Source organism: Brevibacterium sp. CT2-23B, assembly GCF_013168765.1.
Taxonomy (GTDB): Bacteria; Actinomycetota; Actinomycetes; order Actinomycetales; family Brevibacteriaceae; genus Brevibacterium; species Brevibacterium sediminis.
The window spans coordinates 1-21,552 of record NZ_JABBYK010000008.1 but is presented as its reverse complement, the minus strand read 5'-3'; the positions used below and the strand labels follow the sequence as shown (position 1 = coordinate 21,552).

Sequence of the window (21,552 nt, the reverse complement as noted above, 5' to 3'; positions counted from 1 at the left end):
TCCTTGCCGACGGAAGCCTCGCTCAAGGAAATCTCCACCCAATGCGAAAGACACGATGACTGACGAGAACGCTCGAATCGACCTCACCTCAGCACAGCGCGGAATCTGGTACGCCCAGAAGATCGAACCCGACAACCCGACGTTCCAGATCGGGCTCTATGTCGATATTCGTGGACCGCTCGATGTCAACAGAATGCGCAAGGCGGTCGCCACGACCGTAGCCGAAGCCGACTCGCTCAATGTCGTCTTCGGCGAGGACGAAAAGGGACCCTTCCAAAAGCTCGGACCGGCACGCAGCCATCTGCTGGTCCGAGATCTGCGGACGGAGTCGAGTGAGGATCCCGAAGCCTCAGCTCATGCGCTGATGCAGGAGGATCTCGAAACCGTCCACGATGTCGATGAGGGTGAACTGCTCCGGTCCCAGCTGTTCCACATCGGACCCGACCACTGGATCTTCTATCAGCGGGCCCACCACCTCCTCGTCGACGGCTATTCCGCCATCCTCGTCCTCCGCCGCGAATCCCAGGTCTACCGGGAACTCGCCGATCAGGGAACCGCATCGGACTCACCCTTCGGCAGCCTCGACGATCTGGTGGCCGAGGAGGCTCAGTACCGTTCCTCGCAGCGCTTCACCACCGATGCCGAGTTCTGGAAGCAGGTGCGCTCCGAGTCGGAGACGGCCACCGGCTTGGCCGACCGTCCGGCATCACCGGCACGACGGCTTGTCACCTGCAATGCCGACATCCCCCGAGAGCTCTCATCGCGCCTGGCCGATTCTCGGTCGGCACCGACGCTCATTCTCAGCGCCGCAGCAGCCTACCTGCACCGCATGACCGGGCGAGAGTCAATCTCGGTGGGCCTTCCGGTCACTGCCCGTCGCAGCGCCCTGTCCAAATCAGTGCCGTCCATGATGTCGAAGATCCTGCCGGTGCAGCTGCAGGCAGCACCGGGGATGACGTCGGCAGATCTCGTCGCCGGCGCCGGCGCTACGCTGCGTGAGACGCTCATCCACCAGCGCTTCCAATATCAGGAGCTGAGCACCGACAGCGACTACATCGGACCTTCGGTCAACATCTTCCCGCACGTCGACGACATCGACTTCGGAATGCCGACCGCCTCGCTGCACCTGCTGTCGACCGGCCCGGTCGATGACCTCTCGATCATCATCCACGGCATCGGAGCGGATCCCAGCTCCGATGGAGGCAGCAGGCCGGCAATCGTTCGATTCGAGGCGAACGCCGAACTCTACGATCAGCACAGCCTCGCCGAGCACCTGCGGCAGTTCCTCTCCGTCCTGTGCCAGTTCGAGGCCAGTGAAGATCAGCACCTGGCGGGACTCTCGCTCATCGATGCCAGCGAGTCCGACGAACTCATCGCAGGGGGCAGGGGACCCGAGCAGAGTCTCCCCCGCCACACCGTGGTGGAGGAATTCTCCCGTCACGCCCGCAAGTCCCCATTCGCCACCGCGGTCGTCGCCGAGGACGGGCACATCAGCTTCTGCGAACTCGACCGACGCTCGACTCAGCTTGCCGACTATCTTCGGGACTTCGGTGCAGGACCCGGGGCTCGCATCGCGGCACGCTTGGGCCGGTCCACCTCGTTGCCCATAGCCGTGCTCGGAATCCTCAAAACAGGTGCCGCCTACGTACCCCTCGACCCTGACTATCCGGCCGACCGCATCGAAGCGATGATCGCCGATTCCGCGCCGGTGCTCGTCATCAACTCCCCAACCGTGTCGGGTCCCGCCGGAGAGACGAGTATGACCACCGATCGTCCCGTCATCGACATCGATGCGGAACTGCGGTCGGCAGCGCCCGTGCCCGAGTCGACCCAGGCCGGATCACAGCAGACCGGATCGACTCCTGCTCCCGACGACCTCGCCTACGTCATCTTCACCTCCGGGTCGACCGGTCGACCCAAGGGCATCGGGGTCGAGCACCGGTCGCTGCTCAATCTCTTCCACAGCCACAAAGAGACCATCTTCGATCCGGCCGCCCAACGGCTTGGACGAGGACTGCGCGTGGCGCACACGGCAGGGATTTCTTTCGATGCCTCCTGGGATCCGCTGCTGTGGCTCTTCGCCGGGCACGAACTCCACCTCATCGACTCGATCACCCGCCGTGACCCCGAAACTCTCACCGACTACTTCGCCGCCCACGGCATCGACTCGATCGAGACGACTCCTTCATTCGTCAAGGCCCTTCTCGCGCACGGCACGTTCAGCGGCACCGAGCATCCCAGCGTCGTCGCCCTGGGCGGCGAAGCGGTCGAACGCGGTCTCTGGGATCAGCTCGCGGCCCTGCCCGAGGTGGACTCCTTTAACTTGTACGGACCGGCAGAAACGACGGTCGACAGTCTCACCGCTCCCATCGTCGCCGGTGCCTCACCCGACCTCGGCGGCTCCGTGGCGAACACCAGGCACTACGTCCTCGACTCCCGGTTGGCCCCTGTTCCGGCGCAGGCGCGTGGGGAACTCTACATTGCGGGGCTGAATCTGGCGCGCGGCTACGTGGGCCGCCCGGCCACCACCTCAGAACGATTCATCGCCGACCCCTTCGCCGACGACGGCTCCAGAATGTATCGCACCGGCGACATCGTCCGCAGACCTCTGGCCGGAGGCATCGAGTTCCTGGGCCGGGCCGATGAGCAGATCAAACTGCGCGGCTATCGCGTCGAACTCTCCGAGGTCGAGCTCGCCCTCCAGTCGGACAGCCGGATCCGGTCGGCCGCGGTCATCCTGGGACAGAACCAGGCCGGCTACAGTCAGCTTCTCGGCTATATCACCGCCGATGAGCAGATCGATACCGCCGAGGTGCGCCGCCACATGAAGACGCGCGTACCCGACTACATGGTTCCGTCATTCATCACACAGATCGAACGGATTCCCCTCACCGTCAACGGCAAGCTCGACCGCGCCGCGCTGCCGGAGCCGCAGTCGACGCAATCGGAATCGGCAGAACCAAGGACGGCCCAGGAGCAGGCCGTAGCCGAGGCCTTCGCCCAAGTGCTGGGGGTGGAGACCGTCGGCATCGACGATGACTTCTTCGAACTCGGCGGGCACTCCCTGCTCGCCACCCAGCTGGTGGCCTCACTGCGCGAGAGGTTCGCCTCCCCACCCGCCCTGAGCGAGATCTTCCACCATCCCACCGTCCGCGAACTCAGTGCCGGGCTCGACCTCGACGACACGGCGCAGGAGCCGGCAGACGAACTCGTCGCCGCAAACCGTCCCGCGACCGTTCCCCTGTCCTACGCGCAGAGCCGTCTATGGTTCCTCAACCAGTTCGACCCGGCATCCGCGGCCTACAACATTCCGCTCACCCTGCGCATCCGCGGAGACTTGGACACCCATGCTCTGCGTTCTGCAATCAACGACGTCGTCGCTCGGCACGAGAGCCTGCGCACCGTGTTCCCGTGGACCGAGGGTCAGCCCGAACAGGTGGTCCGCGCCGCCGACGATGCGCAGATCGCCCTGCCCATTGTGGAGATCAGCGAGGACCTAGTCGATCACACCGTCGATGCAGAGGCGACACACGGCTTCGACGTTTCGACGCAGCTGCCGATCCGGGCCCTGCTGATCAGGCTGGGCACCGAGGATCATCTCCTGCTCCTCACGCTCCACCACATCGCCGCCGACGGCTGGTCGCTGAGGCCCCTGGCCGGTGACCTCTCCGAGGCCTACCGCGCCCGGGCTCGCGGCGCCACCCCCACCATCCCCGAGCTGCCGATCCAATACGCCGACTACGCACTGTGGCAGCGGAGGACTCTCGGCTCCGAAGACAACCCCGACAGCGAGATCGCCGACCAGCTGGCTTATTGGAAGAACACACTGACCGGGGCTCCGGTCGAACTCAGACTCCCCGTCGATCGGCCCAGGAGCGCACGGAACATCGACCGTGTCTCCCGCAGGATCCCGGTCGACATCGACGCCGAGACCCACGCCGGTCTGCGCCGGCTCTCCGGCGAGCGCAACGCCAGCCTGTTCATGGTCCTGCAGGCCGCCTTCGCGGTGCTGCTGAGCAAGCTCGGTGCCGGCAACGACATTCCCATCGGCACTCCCGTCGCCGGCAGGACAGAGACGAAACTCGACGATCTCATCGGCTTCTTCGTCAACACCATCGTTCTGCGCACCGACACCTCCGGCAACCCCAGCCTCATCGATGTCGTCGATCGGGTCCGCGCGTCCAACCTCTCTGCCTATGCCAATCAGGATGCGCCGTTCGAACGAGTCGTCGACGAACTCGCACCCCCACGTTCGGACCAGCTCCATCCTCTGTTCCAGGTCATGCTGACCCTGCAGAACACTGCCCCCGCGGCTCTGGACATGGGTGACCTCGACGTCGAACCCGCACCCGGGCCACAGGTGTCGGAGGCGAAGTTCGACCTCCTCCTCGACCTGGCCGAACGCGAGAACGAGGGCGCGCCTCACACGCTCGGTGAAACAATGCCCACGGTCAGTGCGGCTGCCGGCATCACCGGCTCCCTCGAGTTCGACTCCGCGCTCTTCGACGAATCCACCGCCGAAGCCATCGCCGCACGATTCGTCCATGTGATCAACCAGTTCGCCGCCGACCCGCACACACCGCTGGGCGAACTCGAGGTGCTGCACCCGGACGAGCTCGCAGAGATCCGCGCTCAGGGTCAGGGCCGCGACGCGGTCGCACCTGAGTCGACGGTCCTCGACGTCCTCGATTCGACGATCAGGAGGCATCCCGAACGCCGGGCGCTCATCGCCGACGACGGCGAGCTGACCTTCGCCGGACTCGGGACCCGCATCGACCAGATCGCTCATGTCCTGGCCGCCCGAGGAATCACAGCGGGAGACACCGTCGCCATTGCCCTTCCCCGGTCCGCCGACGCCATCGCGGCACCCTTGGCAGTGCTCTCGATCGGGGCAGTCGCTGTGCCCATCGACCTCAGCTACCCCGGAGAGCGGATCCGGCTGATCCTCGACGCGAGCGCCCCCGCAGCCGTCATCACCGACGAGGCTGAGCTCCCGGTCCGCCCGGGCACAGCGATCGGCACCACCGAACTCCACACCGCCGAGGCGGGTCGACGTGACGATGAAACCGCCGAACTCGGTCGTCACGGAGCCGACCGTCCGGCTCCGAGCGACCGCGCCTATGAGATGTACACCTCCGGATCGACCGGCACCCCGAAGGGCGTGGCAGTCCCCCACAGTGCCCTGCTGAATCTGCTGGCCCATCATCGGGAGACCATCTTCGCCGAGGCGGGACTCGACATCGGACCGGTCCAGGCAGCGCACACGGCAGGGTTGGGCTTCGACGCCGCCTGGGACCCGGTGCTCTGGCTCGTGGCCGGAGCGAGCCTGCACATCGTCGGCGACGAGATCCGCCGCGATGCCGAAGCACTCGTCCGATTCTGCCGCGAGCACGAGATCCGGGCCCTCGAGACCACCCCTTCGTTCGTCAGGCAGCTCATCATCTCAGGACTGTTCGAGAACGTAACCGAGGAAGACCGATTCCCGCTGTCGCTCGCCCTCGGCGGAGAGGCCGTGCCCGCCGATCTCTGGCAGGAGCTTGCTGCAAACCCCAAGGTGCGAGCCCACAACTTCTACGGTCCCACCGAATTCACCATCGATTCCGTCACCGCCGCGGTCGCGGGAGACCGACCCACCATCGGCCATCCGATCAGGAATGTTCGAACCATGGTCCTCGATCAGCATCTGCGTGATGTCCCCCACGGAGTCGTCGGCGATCTCTATCTCGCGGGCGCCGGAATCGCCTCCGGCTACGTCAACAGACCGAAGGAGACGGCAACACGATTCGTCGCCGATCCTCTCGAACCGGGCGCTCGGATGTACCGGACCGGCGACCTCGTGCGCCGAAACCCCGACAGCAGCCTCGACTTCGTCTCCCGCGATGACGACCAGATCAAACTGCGCGGATACAGGGTCGAGCTCGGAGACGTCGAGAACGCCCTGGCCTCGGGCAGCGGCGTCACCCAAGCGGCGGCCATCGTCGAGAATCTCACGGATCCTGAATCGGCACGGCTCATCGGCTACTACACCGGGGACGCCGACGAGGCCGCCCTCCGCGATCACCTCGCCGCCCAGCTGCCGGCACCGATGGTCCCCCACATCCTCGTCGGTCTCGACTCGATCCCACTGACCTCACACGGCAAACTCGACCGCTCCCGGCTTCCTGCCCCCACTGCTTCGGGGACCAAGCACTCCAGAGCCGCGCGCACCGTGGACGAACACACCATGTGCCGAGTCTTCTCGTCCGTGCTCGGCACAGAGGAGATCGGCCTCGACGACGACTTCTTCGACCTCGGCGGGCATTCGCTGCTGGCGGTCTCCCTCATCGGCCGCATCCGGACTGCCTTCGACACCGAGTTGCCCCTGCGCGCAATCTTCGACTCTCCCACCCCGGCTGCGCTGCTGCATCGACTCGATTCTCGCGGCCCCACCGAGGCGGAACCCGCCGAGGACCCCACGACCACGGCGGAATCGGCCGACGGTGCGCCACAGCTGAGCCTCACCGCGTGGAGTCGGTCGCACGGACCCACCCGCCCGCAGCTGATCCCTCTGTCCTATGGGCAGGCGCGGCTGCACTTCCTCAATCAGCTCGACACCGACGCCTCGGACTACACCATCTCCCTGGCTGTCCGATTCTCCGGAGATCTCGACGCAGAGTCCCTCGGCCAGGCGCTGACGGACGTGATCGCCCGACACGAGATCCTGCGCACCATCTACCCCAGTGTCGATGGCAGCCCCGTCCAGCAGATCCTGCCCCCGGACGCCGGTGAGGGTCTCATGGCACGCCGCACCACGACCTCTGGCACGGAGACCGCGGAGCGAATGCGGGACGAGGCCGCCGTCGGATTCGATCTCAGCCACGACCTTCCCATTCGTGCGAGCCTCTTCACTGAAGGCGACGAGTGGGTCCTCCACCTGGTGATGCACCATATCGCCACCGACGGCGCCTCGCTGAGACCGCTGACGCAGGACCTGTCCACCGCCTACGCCGCACTGCGCGGCTCGGCCCATCCGATGCAGCGCACCCTCGAGGTCCAATACGCCGAGTTCGCGCTCTGGCAGCGCCATGTTCTCGAGGACCAGCAGGCCTTTGGAGCGGAGGTCCCACTCCTGGAACGGAAGATCCAAACCTGGCACGACCGGCTCGAGGGGATTCCCACCGACATCACCCTGCCCGCCGATCGCCCCCGTCCCACGACCGCCAGGCAGTCGGGTCGTCACCATCACTTCAGTCTCGACGCCCGCACCTCTGCCCGTCTGGCAGCGGTGGCCGCGGAGAACGGGGCCAGTCTGTTCATGGCGCTGCACTCCGTGCTCGCCGGCTATCTCAGCAGGCTCGGTGCCGGTGAGGACATCGTCATCGGCTCCCCCAGCGCCGGACGTTCGGATCCGGCGCTGGAGGACATGGTCGGACTCTTCGTCAACACCGTTCCGATCCGCACCGACACCTCGGCAGGCCCCGGCCTGCGTACACTCCTGTCTCGCACCCGCGCCGCAGTCATCGATGCAGTGGAACTCGACGACGTGCCGTTCGAACGTCTCGTCGAATCGGTCAATCCGCCTCGCGAGCTGGGACGCCACCCCCTGTTCCAGGTCATGCTGTCTCTCGAGGAGTCGGCAGAACCGAAACTCGAGCTGCCCGGGGTCACCACGAGCATCGAACCTCAGGTCGAGACCGGTGACGCGAAGTTCGACCTCTCGTTCACTTTCCGCCGCAGCGATGCCGACGCGGGACTTGCGGTGGTCCTCGATTACAACTCATCGATGTTCGACGCGGAGACCATCGCCGACATCTGCCGACGATTCTCCCGATTCGTCGATGAGGCCGTGCAGGATCCCGAACGACCGCTTGAGGACATCGCCCTGCTCGACCCGGTCGAAACCCGGACGGCGATCGAGTCCCTCACCGGCCACATGCCTGCTGACACGCCGCCGCCGGTGCTCGACGTCTTCGCCGTCACCGCAGCCCGAATGCCCGATGCCGTAGCGGTCCGGTCCGACCAGACGTCACTGTCCTACCGCGAACTCGACGCCGCCTCGTCCCGTTTGGCGCACGAGCTCATCGACCATGGAGCAGGTGCCGGCGAAACGGTCTCCGTTCGACTGAGTCGCGGCCCCGGCGTCATCGTCGCGACACTGGCCGTGCTCAAGTCCGGTGCAGCTTTCAACCCGATCGACATCGACTATCCCCGCGGTCGCACCACTGCGATCCTCGCCGACGCCGAACCGCTCATCGTCATCACACAGTCGGGCAGCACCTCAGAGCTCTCGCCCCTCCTCGTCGGTGCCGGGATCACCCCGAACATCATCGAGATCTCGCCTGCCGACGGTTCGACTCGCCCCTCACCTGCTCCTCAGGAATCCACGACCTCAAGGGCAACCGCTGCGACCACGACCGCGACGCTGCCCACGCCTCACTGGGATTCGGCGGCCTATGTCACCTTCACCTCCGGCTCGACAGGCCGGCCCAAGGGTGTCGCAGTCGGCCACTCGGCCTTGGCGAACCTCCTCGCCTCCCACCGGGCACGGTTCCTGCCGACCCCGACCGATGAGGCCGACCGCATTCCGGTCGCCCACACCACCGGAATCGGCTTCGATGCCGCTTGGGATCCGCTGCTGTGGATGGTGGTCGGGCATCCGCTTCACATCGCTTCGGAGGCCGTCCAACGCGATCCACAGCAGCTGGCGGCCGATCTGCGCCGACTCGGCATCGGATTCTGGGAGACGACACCAAGCTACCTTCGTCTGCTCTCCGCCGAACCGGATTTCGAGCGCATGATCGCTGAGGCCGCTGAAGAAGACTCTCCGATCATCCTCGCCCTCGGCGGGGAAGCGATCGATCCAGATCTCTGGCAGTGGCTGCGTGGCCACCCGGGCATCATCGCCCACAACCTCTACGGGCCCACGGAGACCACGGTCGACGCATTCGCCGCACCTGTGGGTGCCTCCCCGACTCCGATTCTCGGGTCGCCGCTTGGGCGCATGCGCGGATACGTCCTCGATGAACGCCTCCATCATGTGCCGGCCGGGACGATCGGGGAACTGTATCTGGCGGGCGAGCAGTTGGCCCACGGGTACCGGGGCCGACCGGGGCTGAGCGCCGAACGCTTCATCGCCGACCCCCACGGGGGCCCGGGCGAGCGCATGTACCGGACCGGCGATCTCGTCGTCCGGCACGAGGGCGGAGAGCTCAAGTTCATCGGTCGCAGCGATGATCAGATCCAACTGCGCGGATACCGAGTCGAACTCGGGGAGGTCGAGCAGGCCCTGCGCCAGGCACCGGGCGTCAAGGACGCCGTCGTCCGCCCGTTCGGCACGGACCCTGCCACGATGCAGCTCGTCGGCTATATCGTCGCCGAGGTCGGCGCGAGAACGGAGACCGACGCCCAGCTCGCCGAGGACTCAACCGGGACTTCGTCTCGGGGCCTCCTCGCCGATGAGGCCCGCGACCATGTGCGCTCGGTCGTTCCCTCCTACATGGCGCCCTCGCACCTCGTCGTCATCGACGCGATCCCCCTCACCGCTCACGGCAAGATCGACGAGGCGGCCCTGCCCGACCCGTCGACCGCGACCGTCGGATCGCGACTGAGACCACGCACGCCGCAGGAGGAGACCGTCGCCGCGATCTTCGCACGCGTGCTGTCCCTGCCACATGTCGGCATCGACGAGTCGTTCTTCGAACTCGGCGGGCATTCGTTTCTCGCCCGGCCGCTCATCGCAGCAGTCAACGAGGCCCTCCGTGCCGATCTGTCGGTCCAGACCCTGTTCCGCTCACCGACCGTCGAACAGCTCGTTCGCGAGGTCGGCCGAGGCAGTGCGGACTCCGTCGCTGACAGCCTCCACCGCCTGCTCCCGCTGCGCCGCGCGGGTACGAAGCCGCCGCTGTTCGCCGTTCACCCGGCCACGGGCATCAGTTGGGGATTCGCCGCGATGCTCCACGGCCTCGATCCGGACCGCCCGCTGATCGGACTGCAGATGCCCGGCCTCTCACCCGGGGACCCGGAAGAGATGACAGCCCAGACGCTGACCGAACTCGCCGACGACTACATCGACCACCTGCGGACGGTTCAGCCGTCGGGCCCCTACCACCTGATCGGGTGGTCTCTCGGCGGCATCCTCGCCCACCGTCTGGCCACCCGCCTTCAGGAGCAGGGCGAGTCCGTCGCGTTCCTCGGAATTCTCGACGCCTTCCCCACCGGGCAGGAGCGCAACGCCGATGTCGGCGAAGGGTCCGAGCTGTGGGCGAACTACCTCGGCGCCAATCATCCGGCGATCACGGAGACGACGGAGGGTCTCGATGACGAACGTGCCCTGGAGATCCTGCGTGCACACGGTGATCCTCTCGGAAATGTGACACCGGAGACCATTGCGGCGATGACTCGCGGGTTCTTCACCCTGGCCAGACTGATCCGCGAGGCCCCGGTGGAGACGTTCGACGGTGAGCTGGTGCTCTTCACCGCAGCCCGGGACGTTCCGAACGGCACTCCCGGTCCTGACTCATGGCGTCGGTTCGTCACCGGCGACATCCACGTCACCGAGGTCGACGCCCGGCACTCGGACATGCTGAGTGCCGAGGCTCTCGAAGAGATTCTTCCCGTCCTGTCCATCCACATGGACGAGGCCGCCGAATCACAGATGAGTTCCATCCACTCCTGGAACCAAACCCCGCCAAGCAACACCACTAGGAGCTGAACCCCCGTGAATAACCCCTTCGATGACACAACAGGGACCTTCCGCGTGCTGGTCAATGACCTTCAGCAGCATTCGCTGTGGCCATCGTTCGCCGATGTGCCCGCGGGATGGGTCCTCGTGTTCGGACCGGCCAGCCGCGACGACTGCCTCGAATTCGTCGAGGAGAACTGGACGGACATCACTCCACGCCGACTCACCGAGATCGCCTCATAGTGATTCGCCTGGAGAATCTGAGGAAGAACTATGGGGCCTTTCGAGCTCTCGACGGCATTAGCCTGGACATCGAGGAGGGACAGATCTTCGGTCTCCTCGGCCCAAATGGGGCCGGGAAGACGACGACCGTCAAGGTCCTGTCCACACTGATCCGCCCCGACTCCGGCACTGCCGTCGTGGCAGGCCACTCGGTGACCGCCGATCCCACTGCCGTCCGCCGCAGCATCGGCCTCTCGGGCCAGTACGCGGCCGTCGATGAGAAGCTCACCGGTTACGAGAACCTCGTCATGGTCGCCCGCCTCTACGGGATGAGCCGCCGGGAATCGGCGGCCCGCGCCCGCGAGCTGCTGGCCGAATTCGGTCTCAGCGACGTCGCAGGCAAACGCGCAGGCGCCTATTCGGGAGGCATGCGGCGACGACTCGACCTGGCCTCGGCCCTGGTCGTGCGCCCGCCGGTCGTCATCCTCGACGAACCGACCACCGGGCTCGACCCGCGCGCACGTCTCGACACTTGGGAGGTCATCACCACTCTGGTCAGAGGCGGCACCACAGTGCTGCTGACGACCCAGTACCTGGAGGAGGCAGACCAGCTGGCCGATCGCATCGCCGTCATCGACTCCGGACACGTCATCGCCGAGGGAACCTCAACGGACCTCAAGGGCAAGCTCGGTGCCGAACGAATCACACTGACGCTGACCCACCGCGACTCCCTCGACAGAACCCTGCAGATCCTCGACCGCATCATCGGCGACTCCGCCCACCCGCAGACGGACTCGTCGGGACAGCGCATCACCGCGTCCGCACCACTGGGACAGCGGAATCTGCTGCAGGTCCTTGCCGCCTTGGATGAGGAGGGGCATTCCGTCACCGAGGCGGCCCTGTGCCGTCCCACGCTCGACGACGTGTTCCTCGATCTCACCGGACAGCCCACCTCGGCGAGGCCCGCTCGGACACCGGCAGACACCGCCGAGGTGGGAGCATGACCGCACTCGTCTCCGCCGCTCGCGACAGCTCCGTCATCGCCTGGCGCAATCTGCTCACCGTCCGTCGGACTCCGGGCGCCCTGGTCACGGGAGTCGTCCAGCCGGTGATCTTCGTCTTCCTCCTCGCGTTCGTCTTCGGCGGCAGCCTCGGCGGCGGGCCGTACCGGGAGTTCCTCATCGGCGGGATCCTGGCTCAGACGCTGACCTTCAATTCCTCCTTCACCGCCGTCTACCTCGCCAAGGACCTCCAGCTCGGACTCATCGACCGTTTCCGTTCGCTGCCGATGTCACGGGTCGCCGTGATTCTGGGCAGAACATCCTCGGACCTGGTCACCAGCCTCATCTCCTTGGCGGTGACGATGATCTGCGGTCTGCTCATCGGGTGGCGCATCACGGAGGGATTCGGCTCAGCCCTGCTGGGCATCTCGCTCCTGCTGCTCTTCAGCTTCGCCATGTCGTGGATCGGTGCGGTCATCGCACTGACGGCCAGGAGCGTCGAGGTGGCACAGAGCCTCGGCCTCATCTGGCTCTTCCCCGTCACCTTCATCTCCGGAGCCTTCGTCTCGATCGACACCCTTCCGGGCCCGCTGCAGACGATCGCCGCGTGGAATCCCATCACCGCGGTCGCCGCCAGTGTCCGAGAACTGTTCGGCAACCCACCACCGGCTGGTTTCGTCACCAGCTCGGGCTGGGCGGCCGACAACGCCGTTATCTATGCGATCCTCAGCTGCGTTGCGGTCATCGCCGTCTTCTCTCCCATCGCCGTCTCCCAGTACCGTCGGATCGGTCGGAGATGACGAGAGCCGCGATCGAATACCTCATCAGCGACATAACAGCGATCGAACGGGTGCTCGGCGAGCACCCGTGGCTCGATTCGCTATTATCACCGGACGAGGCCGCTCGCGCGGACCGCTTTCGCAGACCCTCCGATCGGGCCGCGTTCCGAGGGGCGCATCTGATCTTTCGGCTCATGGCGGCTCGCCGCCTCGGCGTCGATCTCGACGAGGCCGGCGACTTGGAGATAACACGCCGCTGTCGCACGTGCGGCGGCCCTCATGGCAAGCCGACAGTCCCAGGGGCGGAGCTCAGCCTGTCTCGGTCGAACGGGGTCGTGGCGATCGCCTCGGCGCCTGGGACCTCACCGATCGGAGTCGACATCGAACAGGTCCCTCCCGATGTCTTCTCAGGCTTCGACGACTACGTCCTCGGCCCGACGGAGACTCTGACCGAGGGCGGCGATCCCGTGCGTCAGCGCGTCGACCTCTGGGTGTGCAAGGAAGCCGCGGTGAAGACCACCGGGCACGGGTTATCTGTGCCGCCCAGTGATATCGAAATCATGGACCTGCCGTCGGGAATCGGCCCGCACGGACAATGGACGGCCACGATCGCGGCCCCCGGAAATTCCGAACTCGACGCACTCAACATCTCCCGGCTCACATGCCCTCGACCGTATGTCGCTGCGTTGTGCAGTGCCGATCGACTGCCCGTCGAGGCTGTCGGTCTGGAGGAGATTCTCGCCGGCCGGTGAGGACGCATGTAGCCCAGCAAGGTCAACGTCCTCAGGACGGATCCCGATCGCCGAGGACTTTCCCCGGGTTGAGGTTCTGCCCGGGGTCGGTGGCTCGGAATACGGCATCGACCATGAATGCCCCCGGCTCGCTGATGTCGTCGACGAGCCACGGCTGGTGTTCGGTGCCGACTCCGTGGTGGTGCGACAGGCCTCCGCCGGAGTCGATGAACTCCTGCTGGATGCTGTCCTTGACGTCCTGATACTCCGCCAGCGCCGTGTCCTCATCCGTGTAGGGAATTGCAAAGGTGAAGTACAGGCAGGCGCCGCCGTGATAGCTGTGGGACAGATGGCAGAACATGAATCCCGGTCCGCCCTGCTCACTGCGGGTCTGGCGGAATCGCTCGTGCACTCGAGCATGGACGTTCTTGAGATCTCCCCACGTCACTCCCGTTTCGCAGACATCGCCGAAGACCTTGTAGTTGAGCAGGAAGTCGCGTAGATACGGGGTGTCGAACTTCTTCTGATCGTAGACGGCGCCGGGCCCGGAGCCGAGACTGATTCCGCCTCGGCGACCGATGAGTTCCTTCACCTCGGCCTTCTCCCGTGCCACGCGCTCCTTCGACCCTTCGAAGCAGACGTATGACAGGCACATGCCTTCTGTCGTGTCCCATCCTTTGGACCGCAGGTAGGCAAACAGGGCGTCCTGACCGCGAGCCGCGATCGTTGCCTTCACGCCCCGCGGCTCAGAGACCATCGCGAGACTGAACCGAGTCTCGGGCCCATCGGAGAGACGGGTGAACGCGGGCGTGACCTCGGACCGGGCGATGTCGTGCATGGCCTCGACCCCACTCGACCAATCAGGGAAGAGGTAAGCGATGACCTGCCGCACCTTCGGCAGCCGATGCACCTGCACCGTGCATTCCGAGATCACACCGAGACGGCCTTCGCTGCCGAGGACCATCTCATGCACCGACGGGCCCGAATCGCGGCCCGGAATGGGCTTGCTCACCATCACGCCACGAGGGTGGACTACGCGAAGTCCACGCACGATGTCTTCGATGTCACCGTACTTGTCCGACTGCATTCCCGATGACCGGGTCGCCGCCCATCCGCCGAGGGTCGAATAGCTGAACGAGTCGGGGAAATGACCCATCGTCCATCCGCGAAGATTGAGCTGCTCCTCGAGGTCAGGTCCGTATGCTCCGGCTTCGACTCGGGCGAGGCCAGAATACTCGTCGATGTCGATGACTCGACGCATCCTCCCGAGATTCAACGAGACGATGGGACGCTCCTCATCCGGACTCGGGGTCACAGAGCCGGAGATGCACGAGCCGCCGCCGTAGGGAATGAGCACGAGATCTCGCTCGAGGACGAGAGCGAGCACAGCGGCGATCTCATCCTCGCTGCCGGGGTAGACAACGGCGTCGACGAGGCGGGTGATCGGCTCGTGGCGCACCCGGTATAGGTCCGGCAGGGAGCGGCCGGACGAATGGACCACGCGCAGTTCGTCGTCGACGCTGACATTGTCCGACTCGACCACGGCGCCGAGCTCGTCGAGAAGTGTCGATGTCATACGAGACTCGGGTATGTTCAGATCGCTGAGCACCGGGGTGGTCGGCCGCGGAGCATTCCAGAGATCGAGACCGACTTTGTCCTTGGCGATCGCAGCGAAGTCGGGTCTGGTCTCCCACCGGAAGTCGACACCTTCGGCTCCCCAGCCCCACCAGCGGTGTCGCTTGACGTCCTGCATTCTCATGGGTTCACTCATTTCTTCGTCCTTTCCGGCGATTCAGCGTGTTCACTGCCGACACCGATGTCGTCTGCTCCCGTGGCGAAGAGCTCCGCCACGAGTTGCTGCACCCGCGCGGTGAGCTCAGACAGCGATTCTTCTGATCGGGCGGTGACCGGTTCACCGAAGACCACATGCACAGGTGGCCTGCCCGGCACCGGCCAGGCAGAGCCTTTGGGCATCGCTTCTAAACCGCCGACGACCGCTGCCGGCACGATGGGAACCGACGCATCGACGGCCAGCTTGATCGACCCGACCTTGAAATCAGCGATCGTGCCTGACTTCTGCCGACCGCCCTCGGGAAACAGCAGAACCGGCACACCCGAGCGCAGCAGAGCGCGGGGCAGATGCGCGCTGCCGCGTGATCCTTCGCGATAGATCGGAAACGCGTTGAACAGCCAGCGGACGAAGAGCCGCTTGTGCCACACGGTGAAGAAGTAATCGTAGGCGACTCCGGTCGCAAGGAACCGCGACTGTCTGCGCGGCAGGCTCTGCGCGATCATGGGCGCGTCGAGGTGTGAGGTGTGGTTGGCAATCACGAGAAAGCCTCGGTCGAGCTTGCGCACTCCTGGAGCGATACTCACCGTCGGAGTGATCGTCGAACGGACGAGGCCCCGGAAGAGGACACGTTGGAGGAGGAATCGCAGCGCGGAGCGCGTGCGCGACCGGTACTTCGGCGGCGCCGGCGGGGAGAGAGTGTGATCAGTCATCTCCACTGATTCGGAGCCGCTATCGCATTCGGATGGGCATTTCCCCGAATTTCTTCGACCGGTCGAGCGTCGCCGCCCTACCCCTCCTGCTGCCGACGAGAAGTGAGCAGAGCGGACAGACGGTGGATTGCCGGACGCGGCAGCACCCGAAGCGTCGACGAGATCATCTTCCACCGCAGCTGCGGCACCGAGATCCTCTTCCCGCGAGCGACGTCTCGCAAGCACCCCTCCACGAGCATGTCCGCATCCATCCACAGCAGGTCGGGAATCGACGTTCCAGCGATGCCGGCTCGGGAATGGAACTCAGTGCGCACCCATCCGGGCACCAGAGCGGTCACACTCACCCCTGTACCTGCGGTCTGAACCGACAGCGCCTCGGAGTAGTTCTGCGTCCACGCTTTGATGGCGGTGTAATTGTTCTGCGTCAGCCCAGCGCTGACGGAGCAGACATTGATGATCCATCCCCGCCCTCGATGCTTCATCGCTCTGGCGGCGGCACCGCCGATGATCAGCACAGCGCGCTGCATCACTTCGAAGCCGCGATCATGTTCGGTGACATCCGGGCTGAGCAGGCTCGATCGGACCGAGAATCCCGCATTGTTGACCACGATGTCGATATCGGGTTCCGAACCGGGCTCCTCGATCCGAGCCGCCACGCGGGCCTGGGCATCTCGGTCGGCGAGGTCAGCCGCGATCGTTTCGACATGAACTCCGTAGTCGGCGCGAAGCTGCTCGGCAGACGACTCCAGGGCGTCGGGGTCTCGGGCGACGAGGACAAGGCTGACACCGCGTCTGGCGAAAGCGCGGGCAAAAGCCGCACCGATCCCCGCAGTGCCACCAGTGATGAGGGCCACATTCATATTGCTACGATACAGGCATCCAAAAACCGGTCCGCACCGAATCAATCGTGTAAACCACGTCCGCGTTTCCACGGGATCGCACTCTCTACCCGATAGGTTTCCGCATGCACCTCAGCCGATATCTCTTGACCGGTACCACAGGGTTCCTTGGTCAGGCGCTGCTCCAAGCGCTCCTCGAAAGCGACTCGCACGTCGCCATCACTGCACTCGTTCGTCCCCGCGGAACCCAGTCCGGACATGATCGACTGCAGCGGCTGCTCGGCAAGCCGGTCTTCGCTTCCTGGATCGATCGGGTCGGTGAAAAGACGGTGCGCGAGGCCTTCGAATCGCGGGTCACGGTACTCGAGGGGGATCTCGCTGATCTGCCGCCCCTGACCGATCGTTTTGACGTCGTCATCCACTCCGCGTCGAGCGTGTCGTTCGATGCCGCGATCGACGAGGCGTTCGACACCAATGTCGGGGGCGTCGAGCGACTCTACGCTGCCTTGTCGGAATCGCAGCAGAGCCCCCACGTCATCCATGTCTCGACAGCCTATGTCGGAGGGATCGCAAAGGGCGTCGCGCAGGAGTCCCGGTTGCGCCACACCGTCGATCATGACGATGAGTGTCGGGCGGCCAGACAGGCCAGGACCAGCGTCGAGGCCGAATCCCGGCAACCGGAGAAGCTGCGCCGATTCATCCGCACAGCTCAAGCACAGAGCTCTCGGATGGGCCCGAAATCGGTGGCCGCCGGGGCGGAAGCCGCCCGGGAGAGCTATGTGCGGGATCGACTCGTGGAGTTCGGACGCACCCGTGCCCAGTCCCTCGGGTGGACAGACATCTACACCTTCACCAAGGCACTTGCCGAGCGGATCGGTGAAGAGTGGGCAGCCGAGGGGCATCAGGTCTCATTCGTTCGCCCGTCCATCATCGAATCCGCGTTCCGTCGACCGAGCCCCGGGTGGATCGACGGCTTCAAGGTCGCTGACCCCCTCATCATGGCCTACGCCAAAGGAAGCCTCTCGGAGTTCCCCGGGCACGCCGATTCGGTGCTCGACATCATTCCCGTCGACTATGTCGTCAATGTCATCCTCGCCCTTGCCGAACAGGGTCCACTCGAGCGGCAGCCGGCAGAGCACGACAGCAGCTCCGGACAGCCGGAGCACGGTCATTCGGACTACTACCAGGTCGTATCGGGTACGAGCAATCCCCTGCCGTTCCACCAGATGGTCGGAACCGTCCGCGAGTACTTCCTCGCCCATCCCCTGCCTGACACAGAGGGGGTTCCCACGGTGGTGCCCGAATGGAGCTTCCCCAGCTCCGAACTCATCGAACAGCGCATCCGGCTGAAGGAACTGGTCACGGGCGTCGGCCGCGAAGTCGTCGAGCGACTGCCCGCCTCGACGCGCACACGCGCTCTGACCTCACGGCTGCACAGAACCGACGTCAAACTGAAGTCACTGCGTCAGTTCGCCGACCTGTACCAGCAGTACACGAAGACAGAGATGATCTTCGATGATGCGAACACGAGACGTCTGCTTGAGCGACTGCCGGAGGACTGCCCGACCAACCGCAGGTTCGACGTGACCGAGATCGACTGGACGGAATACTTCCAGGACGTCCACATCCCGGCGATCACAGAACTCACCCGCAGCTATTCGCGCAGACGCCGCCAGAGCGAGGCCCCGCCCACTCCGCGCCCCCTGCCGCCCACTTCCGAGGCTTTGGCCGTCTTCGACCTCGACGGGACGGTGATTTCGGCGAACGTCGTGCAGCAGTTCGCGGCGGTCGTGCGCGCCACGCAGCCGATCTACAAGTGGCCGGCGATGATGGGAACGATGGCCGGAGTCGTCCCCGGACTGCTGCGCGCCGAGTACCGCGACCGTTCGGACCTCATCCGCATGGTCAATCGCCGATATCAGGGCTTCGAACTCGATGAGCTCCGAGCGGCCGTCACCGGCCGCCTCGGGCAGACGATCCGCGACTCCATCCGGCCCCAGGCCCGGCAGCTCATCGACGAACACCGCGCGGCCGGTCACCGCACGGTCCTGCTCACGGGCGCTCTCGATGTCCTCGTCGAACCTCTGTCCGATCTCTTCGACGAGGTGGTCGCAACCCGGATGGACGTCACCGATGACGGTGTTCTCTCGGGGTTCCTCGCTAGCCCTCCGCTGGTTGATGAGGCTCGGGCGAACTGGCTGCGCAAATACGCCGACACCGTGGGCGCCGATCTGGGACGTTCGACCGGCTACGGCGACTCTCTGGGCGATGCCGCATGGCTCGAACTCGTCGGCAGCCCCGTTGCCGTCACTCCGGATCTCGGTCTCTACGGCCTGGCACTGAAGAAGCGATGGAAAGTGATGGAATGGTGACAAGCGACAGAACACTCCACAACCCCCTCGTCGAACATCCGCCCGGGCACATCAGAGGACGACTGTTCTCCGATGCAGAGCATCCCATCGTGCTCCGCACAGCATTCGATGTCGACGACTATCTTGCTCACGCTCGAGGACGCATCGAATTCGACTCAGAGCGCATCGAGGTGGCCGGGGACGTGGTACGCGATCTCGGCTTCCTATGGCGACTGGAGAACTCAGCGCTGGCCGAGACCCGGGCGATGTTCGCCTCCTGGACGTCCAACGAAGCGCGAATCACAGCCTTCGTGACGGGATGGGGCTACGAGCGGTACTGGTTGGCGCGGGCACTGCGCGACATGCTCGAAACCACCCTCAGCCCTGAGGACCTTCGCGGGGTCAGGTCACGGAGACTGCGCGGAATGTGGGTCGAACGGGGGCTGCCGATACTCGCACCTGTCGTCGGCGGACTGGTCAAGGAACCTCTCACCGCCGGACACATGGCCAGGCTCGCGATACAGGAGGCGGGCCTCCAGGCAGCTGAACGGGCAGTGCGTACACGACTCAGCGGTGAAGCCGCTCGCGTCCTGACCGAGATCATCGACCGGCGCGAGGCGATCGTCCGCTTCTTCCGTTCGGAGGCGGTGGCTCGGATCCGACGATCACGGATCGAAGCAGTCTCCGCTCGTGCTCACCTCATGCGGCCGTGGGCTCCTCTGAGGATCGTCGGAGTGCCCGAACCGGATGAGGCCAGCGCTCTGACAAGCATCTTCGCCTCTGCCTCCGACAGACGACGCCTGATCGACTCGGATGCCGAGATCGGACGGTTCCTGCCGGGGAACCCTCAGCCTTCGATGAACCAAGTGACGGCGGCGCTGCGCTCGACGCGCAGAGCCCATGCTCAAGCAGGGAGAAACCATGGCCTTTGACTTCGACAAGTACGCCGAGACGTCCGAGGCGGTGAACTGGACCGATCTGGATCTCGATGTGTTCGATGACATGCGCTTGGACAGAGACACTCTCCGGTCGGTGCGATACATGTGCGACGTCGAATACCACACCACATGTTTCGTCAGGGAGCTGCTCGTCACTCCTTCACACAGTGAGGACGCCACGGCGGCATTCATGACCATGTGGAACCGTGAGGAGTTCTGGCATGGAGAGGCGTTGGCCGCCGTGCTCGAGAAACACGGAATCCACGTCGATTACGACGAGGTCAAAGCCAAGCGGATGAGCTTGGGGTGGAAACTCGCTCTCGGGCCTGCAAAGCAGTCGCTGCTGTCGAACATGGTGGGCACGGACTTCATTGCCGTGCATATGGCTTGGGGCGCGGCCAACGAGCTCTCCGCCACAGCCGGATATCGCAGGATGGCGGCGATGCAGGACCACCCGGTGCTCTCTCCGCTGCTTGAGCGCATCGCCAAACAGGAGACTCGACATGTGGCCTTCTACACGACTCAGGCACGACAGAGGCTCGAGGACAACCCACGAGCTCAGAAGATCGTGCGCCTGGCGCTGGGAAAGCTGTGGAAGCCCGTGGGCTCAGGGATGATGGACGATGACGAAGTCAAGCACGTGATGAGTCATCTCTTCCAGGATCACACAGACGAACTGGACAAGCTCGACAAGAGCGTCCAGAAGCTGCCGGGTCTGGATTCGCTGACCATCTTCCGCGATGCCTTCGCCCGCTTGGGAGTCGGCTGACTGCGGCCGGTTCCGCGAAGGATTACTCACTTTTCTTCTCCATCCACCCATCCGAGCCGGGCACCGCGCCGAATACCCAGTACACAGCGAGCAATGGAGATCACTTCACAGCTGTGCGCGAATACGCATCACTGTTGATTAGGAGAAGAACAATGAAGACACTGCTTCGCACACGCACCGCCACCGTCCTCTCGGCCGGCGCCATCGGCCTGTTGGCTCTGAGCGGCTGCGGAATGGATTCCGGTTCCGGCGGGGAGGAGTCCGGTTCGGAATCGAGCAGCTCCGAATCTCAGCCCGCTGACTCGGGCGAGTCCGAGATGCCCGACGAGTCCGGCGACTCCTCCATGGCCGATTCCGACCTCGTCGGCAAGGGCTGCTCGGCTTACGCCGAGGCGAACCCTGACGGGGCAGGTTCTGTCGAGGGCATGGGCCAGGACCCGGTGGCCACTGCCGCCTCGAACAACCCGATGCTCACGACCCTGACCAAGGCTGTCTCGGGCAAGCTCAACCCCGATGTCGACCTCGTCGACACCCTCAACGGCGACGAGTTCACGGTCATCGCCCCGGTCGACGATGCCTTCGCCGATGTGCCCAAGGACGACCTCGACGCCCTGGCCAAGGACTCGGACCAGCTGACGAAGGTGCTGACCTACCACGTCATCCCCGGACAGCTCTCCCCCGATGAGATCGCCGGTGAACACGAGACCGTCGAAGGTTCGAAGGTGAAGATCTCCGGTGAGGGCGAGGACATGAAGTTCGA

At 65.0% G+C, this 21,552-nt stretch carries 12 protein-coding genes; 9 read left to right on the top strand and 3 right to left on the bottom strand.

Annotated elements, in window-relative coordinates:
- The first annotated feature begins 55 nt into the window (after nt 1–55).
- Genes HIM68_RS17545 through HIM68_RS17525 form a run of 5 tightly spaced genes read left to right on the top strand, consistent with a single transcriptional unit; the run spans nt 56 to nt 13,414 of the window.
- Entirely contained in the window at nt 56–10,690 is a 10,635-nt protein-coding gene (locus tag HIM68_RS17545; protein ID WP_172174765.1) for a non-ribosomal peptide synthetase, read from the top strand.
- A 6-nt stretch (nt 10,691–10,696) separates the two neighbouring features.
- Nucleotides 10,697–10,903, top strand: coding sequence for an MbtH family protein (locus HIM68_RS17540; protein ID WP_172174762.1), 207 nt, complete (start codon nt 10,697–10,699; stop codon nt 10,901–10,903).
- Nucleotides 10,903–11,886: an ATP-binding cassette domain-containing protein gene (locus HIM68_RS17535; protein ID WP_172174732.1), complete on the top strand. Its 984-nt coding sequence runs from the start codon at nt 10,903–10,905 to the stop codon at nt 11,884–11,886. The genes HIM68_RS17540 and HIM68_RS17535 overlap by 1 nt, the downstream gene beginning before the upstream one ends.
- A complete protein-coding gene (locus HIM68_RS17530; protein WP_172174759.1) occupies nt 11,883–12,683 on the top strand; it encodes an ABC transporter permease in 801 nt (266 codons plus the stop codon). The genes HIM68_RS17535 and HIM68_RS17530 overlap by 4 nt, the downstream gene beginning before the upstream one ends.
- Nucleotides 12,680–13,414 carry a 4'-phosphopantetheinyl transferase superfamily protein gene (locus tag HIM68_RS17525; protein WP_172174756.1) on the top strand — a complete coding sequence of 245 codons (735 nt, stop codon included), beginning with the start codon at nt 12,680–12,682 and terminating at the stop codon, nt 13,412–13,414. The genes HIM68_RS17530 and HIM68_RS17525 overlap by 4 nt, the downstream gene beginning before the upstream one ends.
- A 31-nt stretch (nt 13,415–13,445) precedes the next feature.
- On the opposite strand, the gene HIM68_RS17520 is transcribed toward HIM68_RS17525, so the two are convergent.
- From HIM68_RS17520 to HIM68_RS17510, 3 genes are all read right to left on the bottom strand, one after another.
- Entirely contained in the window at nt 13,446–15,164 is a 1,719-nt protein-coding gene (locus HIM68_RS17520; protein ID WP_172174753.1) for an FAD-binding oxidoreductase, read from the bottom strand.
- Nucleotides 15,161–15,895 carry a 1-acyl-sn-glycerol-3-phosphate acyltransferase gene (locus HIM68_RS17515; protein ID WP_172174750.1) on the bottom strand — a complete coding sequence of 245 codons (735 nt, stop codon included), beginning with the start codon at nt 15,893–15,895 and terminating at the stop codon, nt 15,161–15,163. Before HIM68_RS17515 ends, HIM68_RS17520 begins: the two co-directional genes overlap by 4 nt.
- 77 nt (nt 15,896–15,972) lie before the next feature.
- Nucleotides 15,973–16,755, bottom strand: coding sequence for an SDR family oxidoreductase (locus HIM68_RS17510; protein WP_172174747.1), 783 nt, complete (start codon nt 16,753–16,755; stop codon nt 15,973–15,975).
- A 125-nt stretch (nt 16,756–16,880) separates the two neighbouring features.
- On the opposite strand from HIM68_RS17510, the gene HIM68_RS17505 reads away from it, so the two are divergent.
- The 4 genes from HIM68_RS17505 to HIM68_RS17490 form a co-directional block, all read left to right on the top strand.
- A complete protein-coding gene (locus HIM68_RS17505) occupies nt 16,881–19,106 on the top strand; it encodes an HAD-IB family hydrolase (RefSeq protein WP_367647579.1) in 2,226 nt (741 codons plus the stop codon).
- Nucleotides 19,100–20,017, top strand: coding sequence for a hypothetical protein (locus HIM68_RS17500; RefSeq protein ID WP_172174741.1), 918 nt, complete (start codon nt 19,100–19,102; stop codon nt 20,015–20,017). The genes HIM68_RS17505 and HIM68_RS17500 overlap by 7 nt, the downstream gene beginning before the upstream one ends.
- Nucleotides 20,007–20,792 carry a ferritin-like domain-containing protein gene (locus HIM68_RS17495; protein ID WP_172174738.1) on the top strand — a complete coding sequence of 262 codons (786 nt, stop codon included), beginning with the start codon at nt 20,007–20,009 and terminating at the stop codon, nt 20,790–20,792. Before HIM68_RS17500 ends, HIM68_RS17495 begins: the two co-directional genes overlap by 11 nt.
- A gap of 152 nt (nt 20,793–20,944) precedes the next feature.
- A partial coding sequence (locus tag HIM68_RS17490) for a fasciclin domain-containing protein (protein WP_172174735.1) occupies nt 20,945–21,552 on the top strand: 608 nt, incomplete at its 3' end.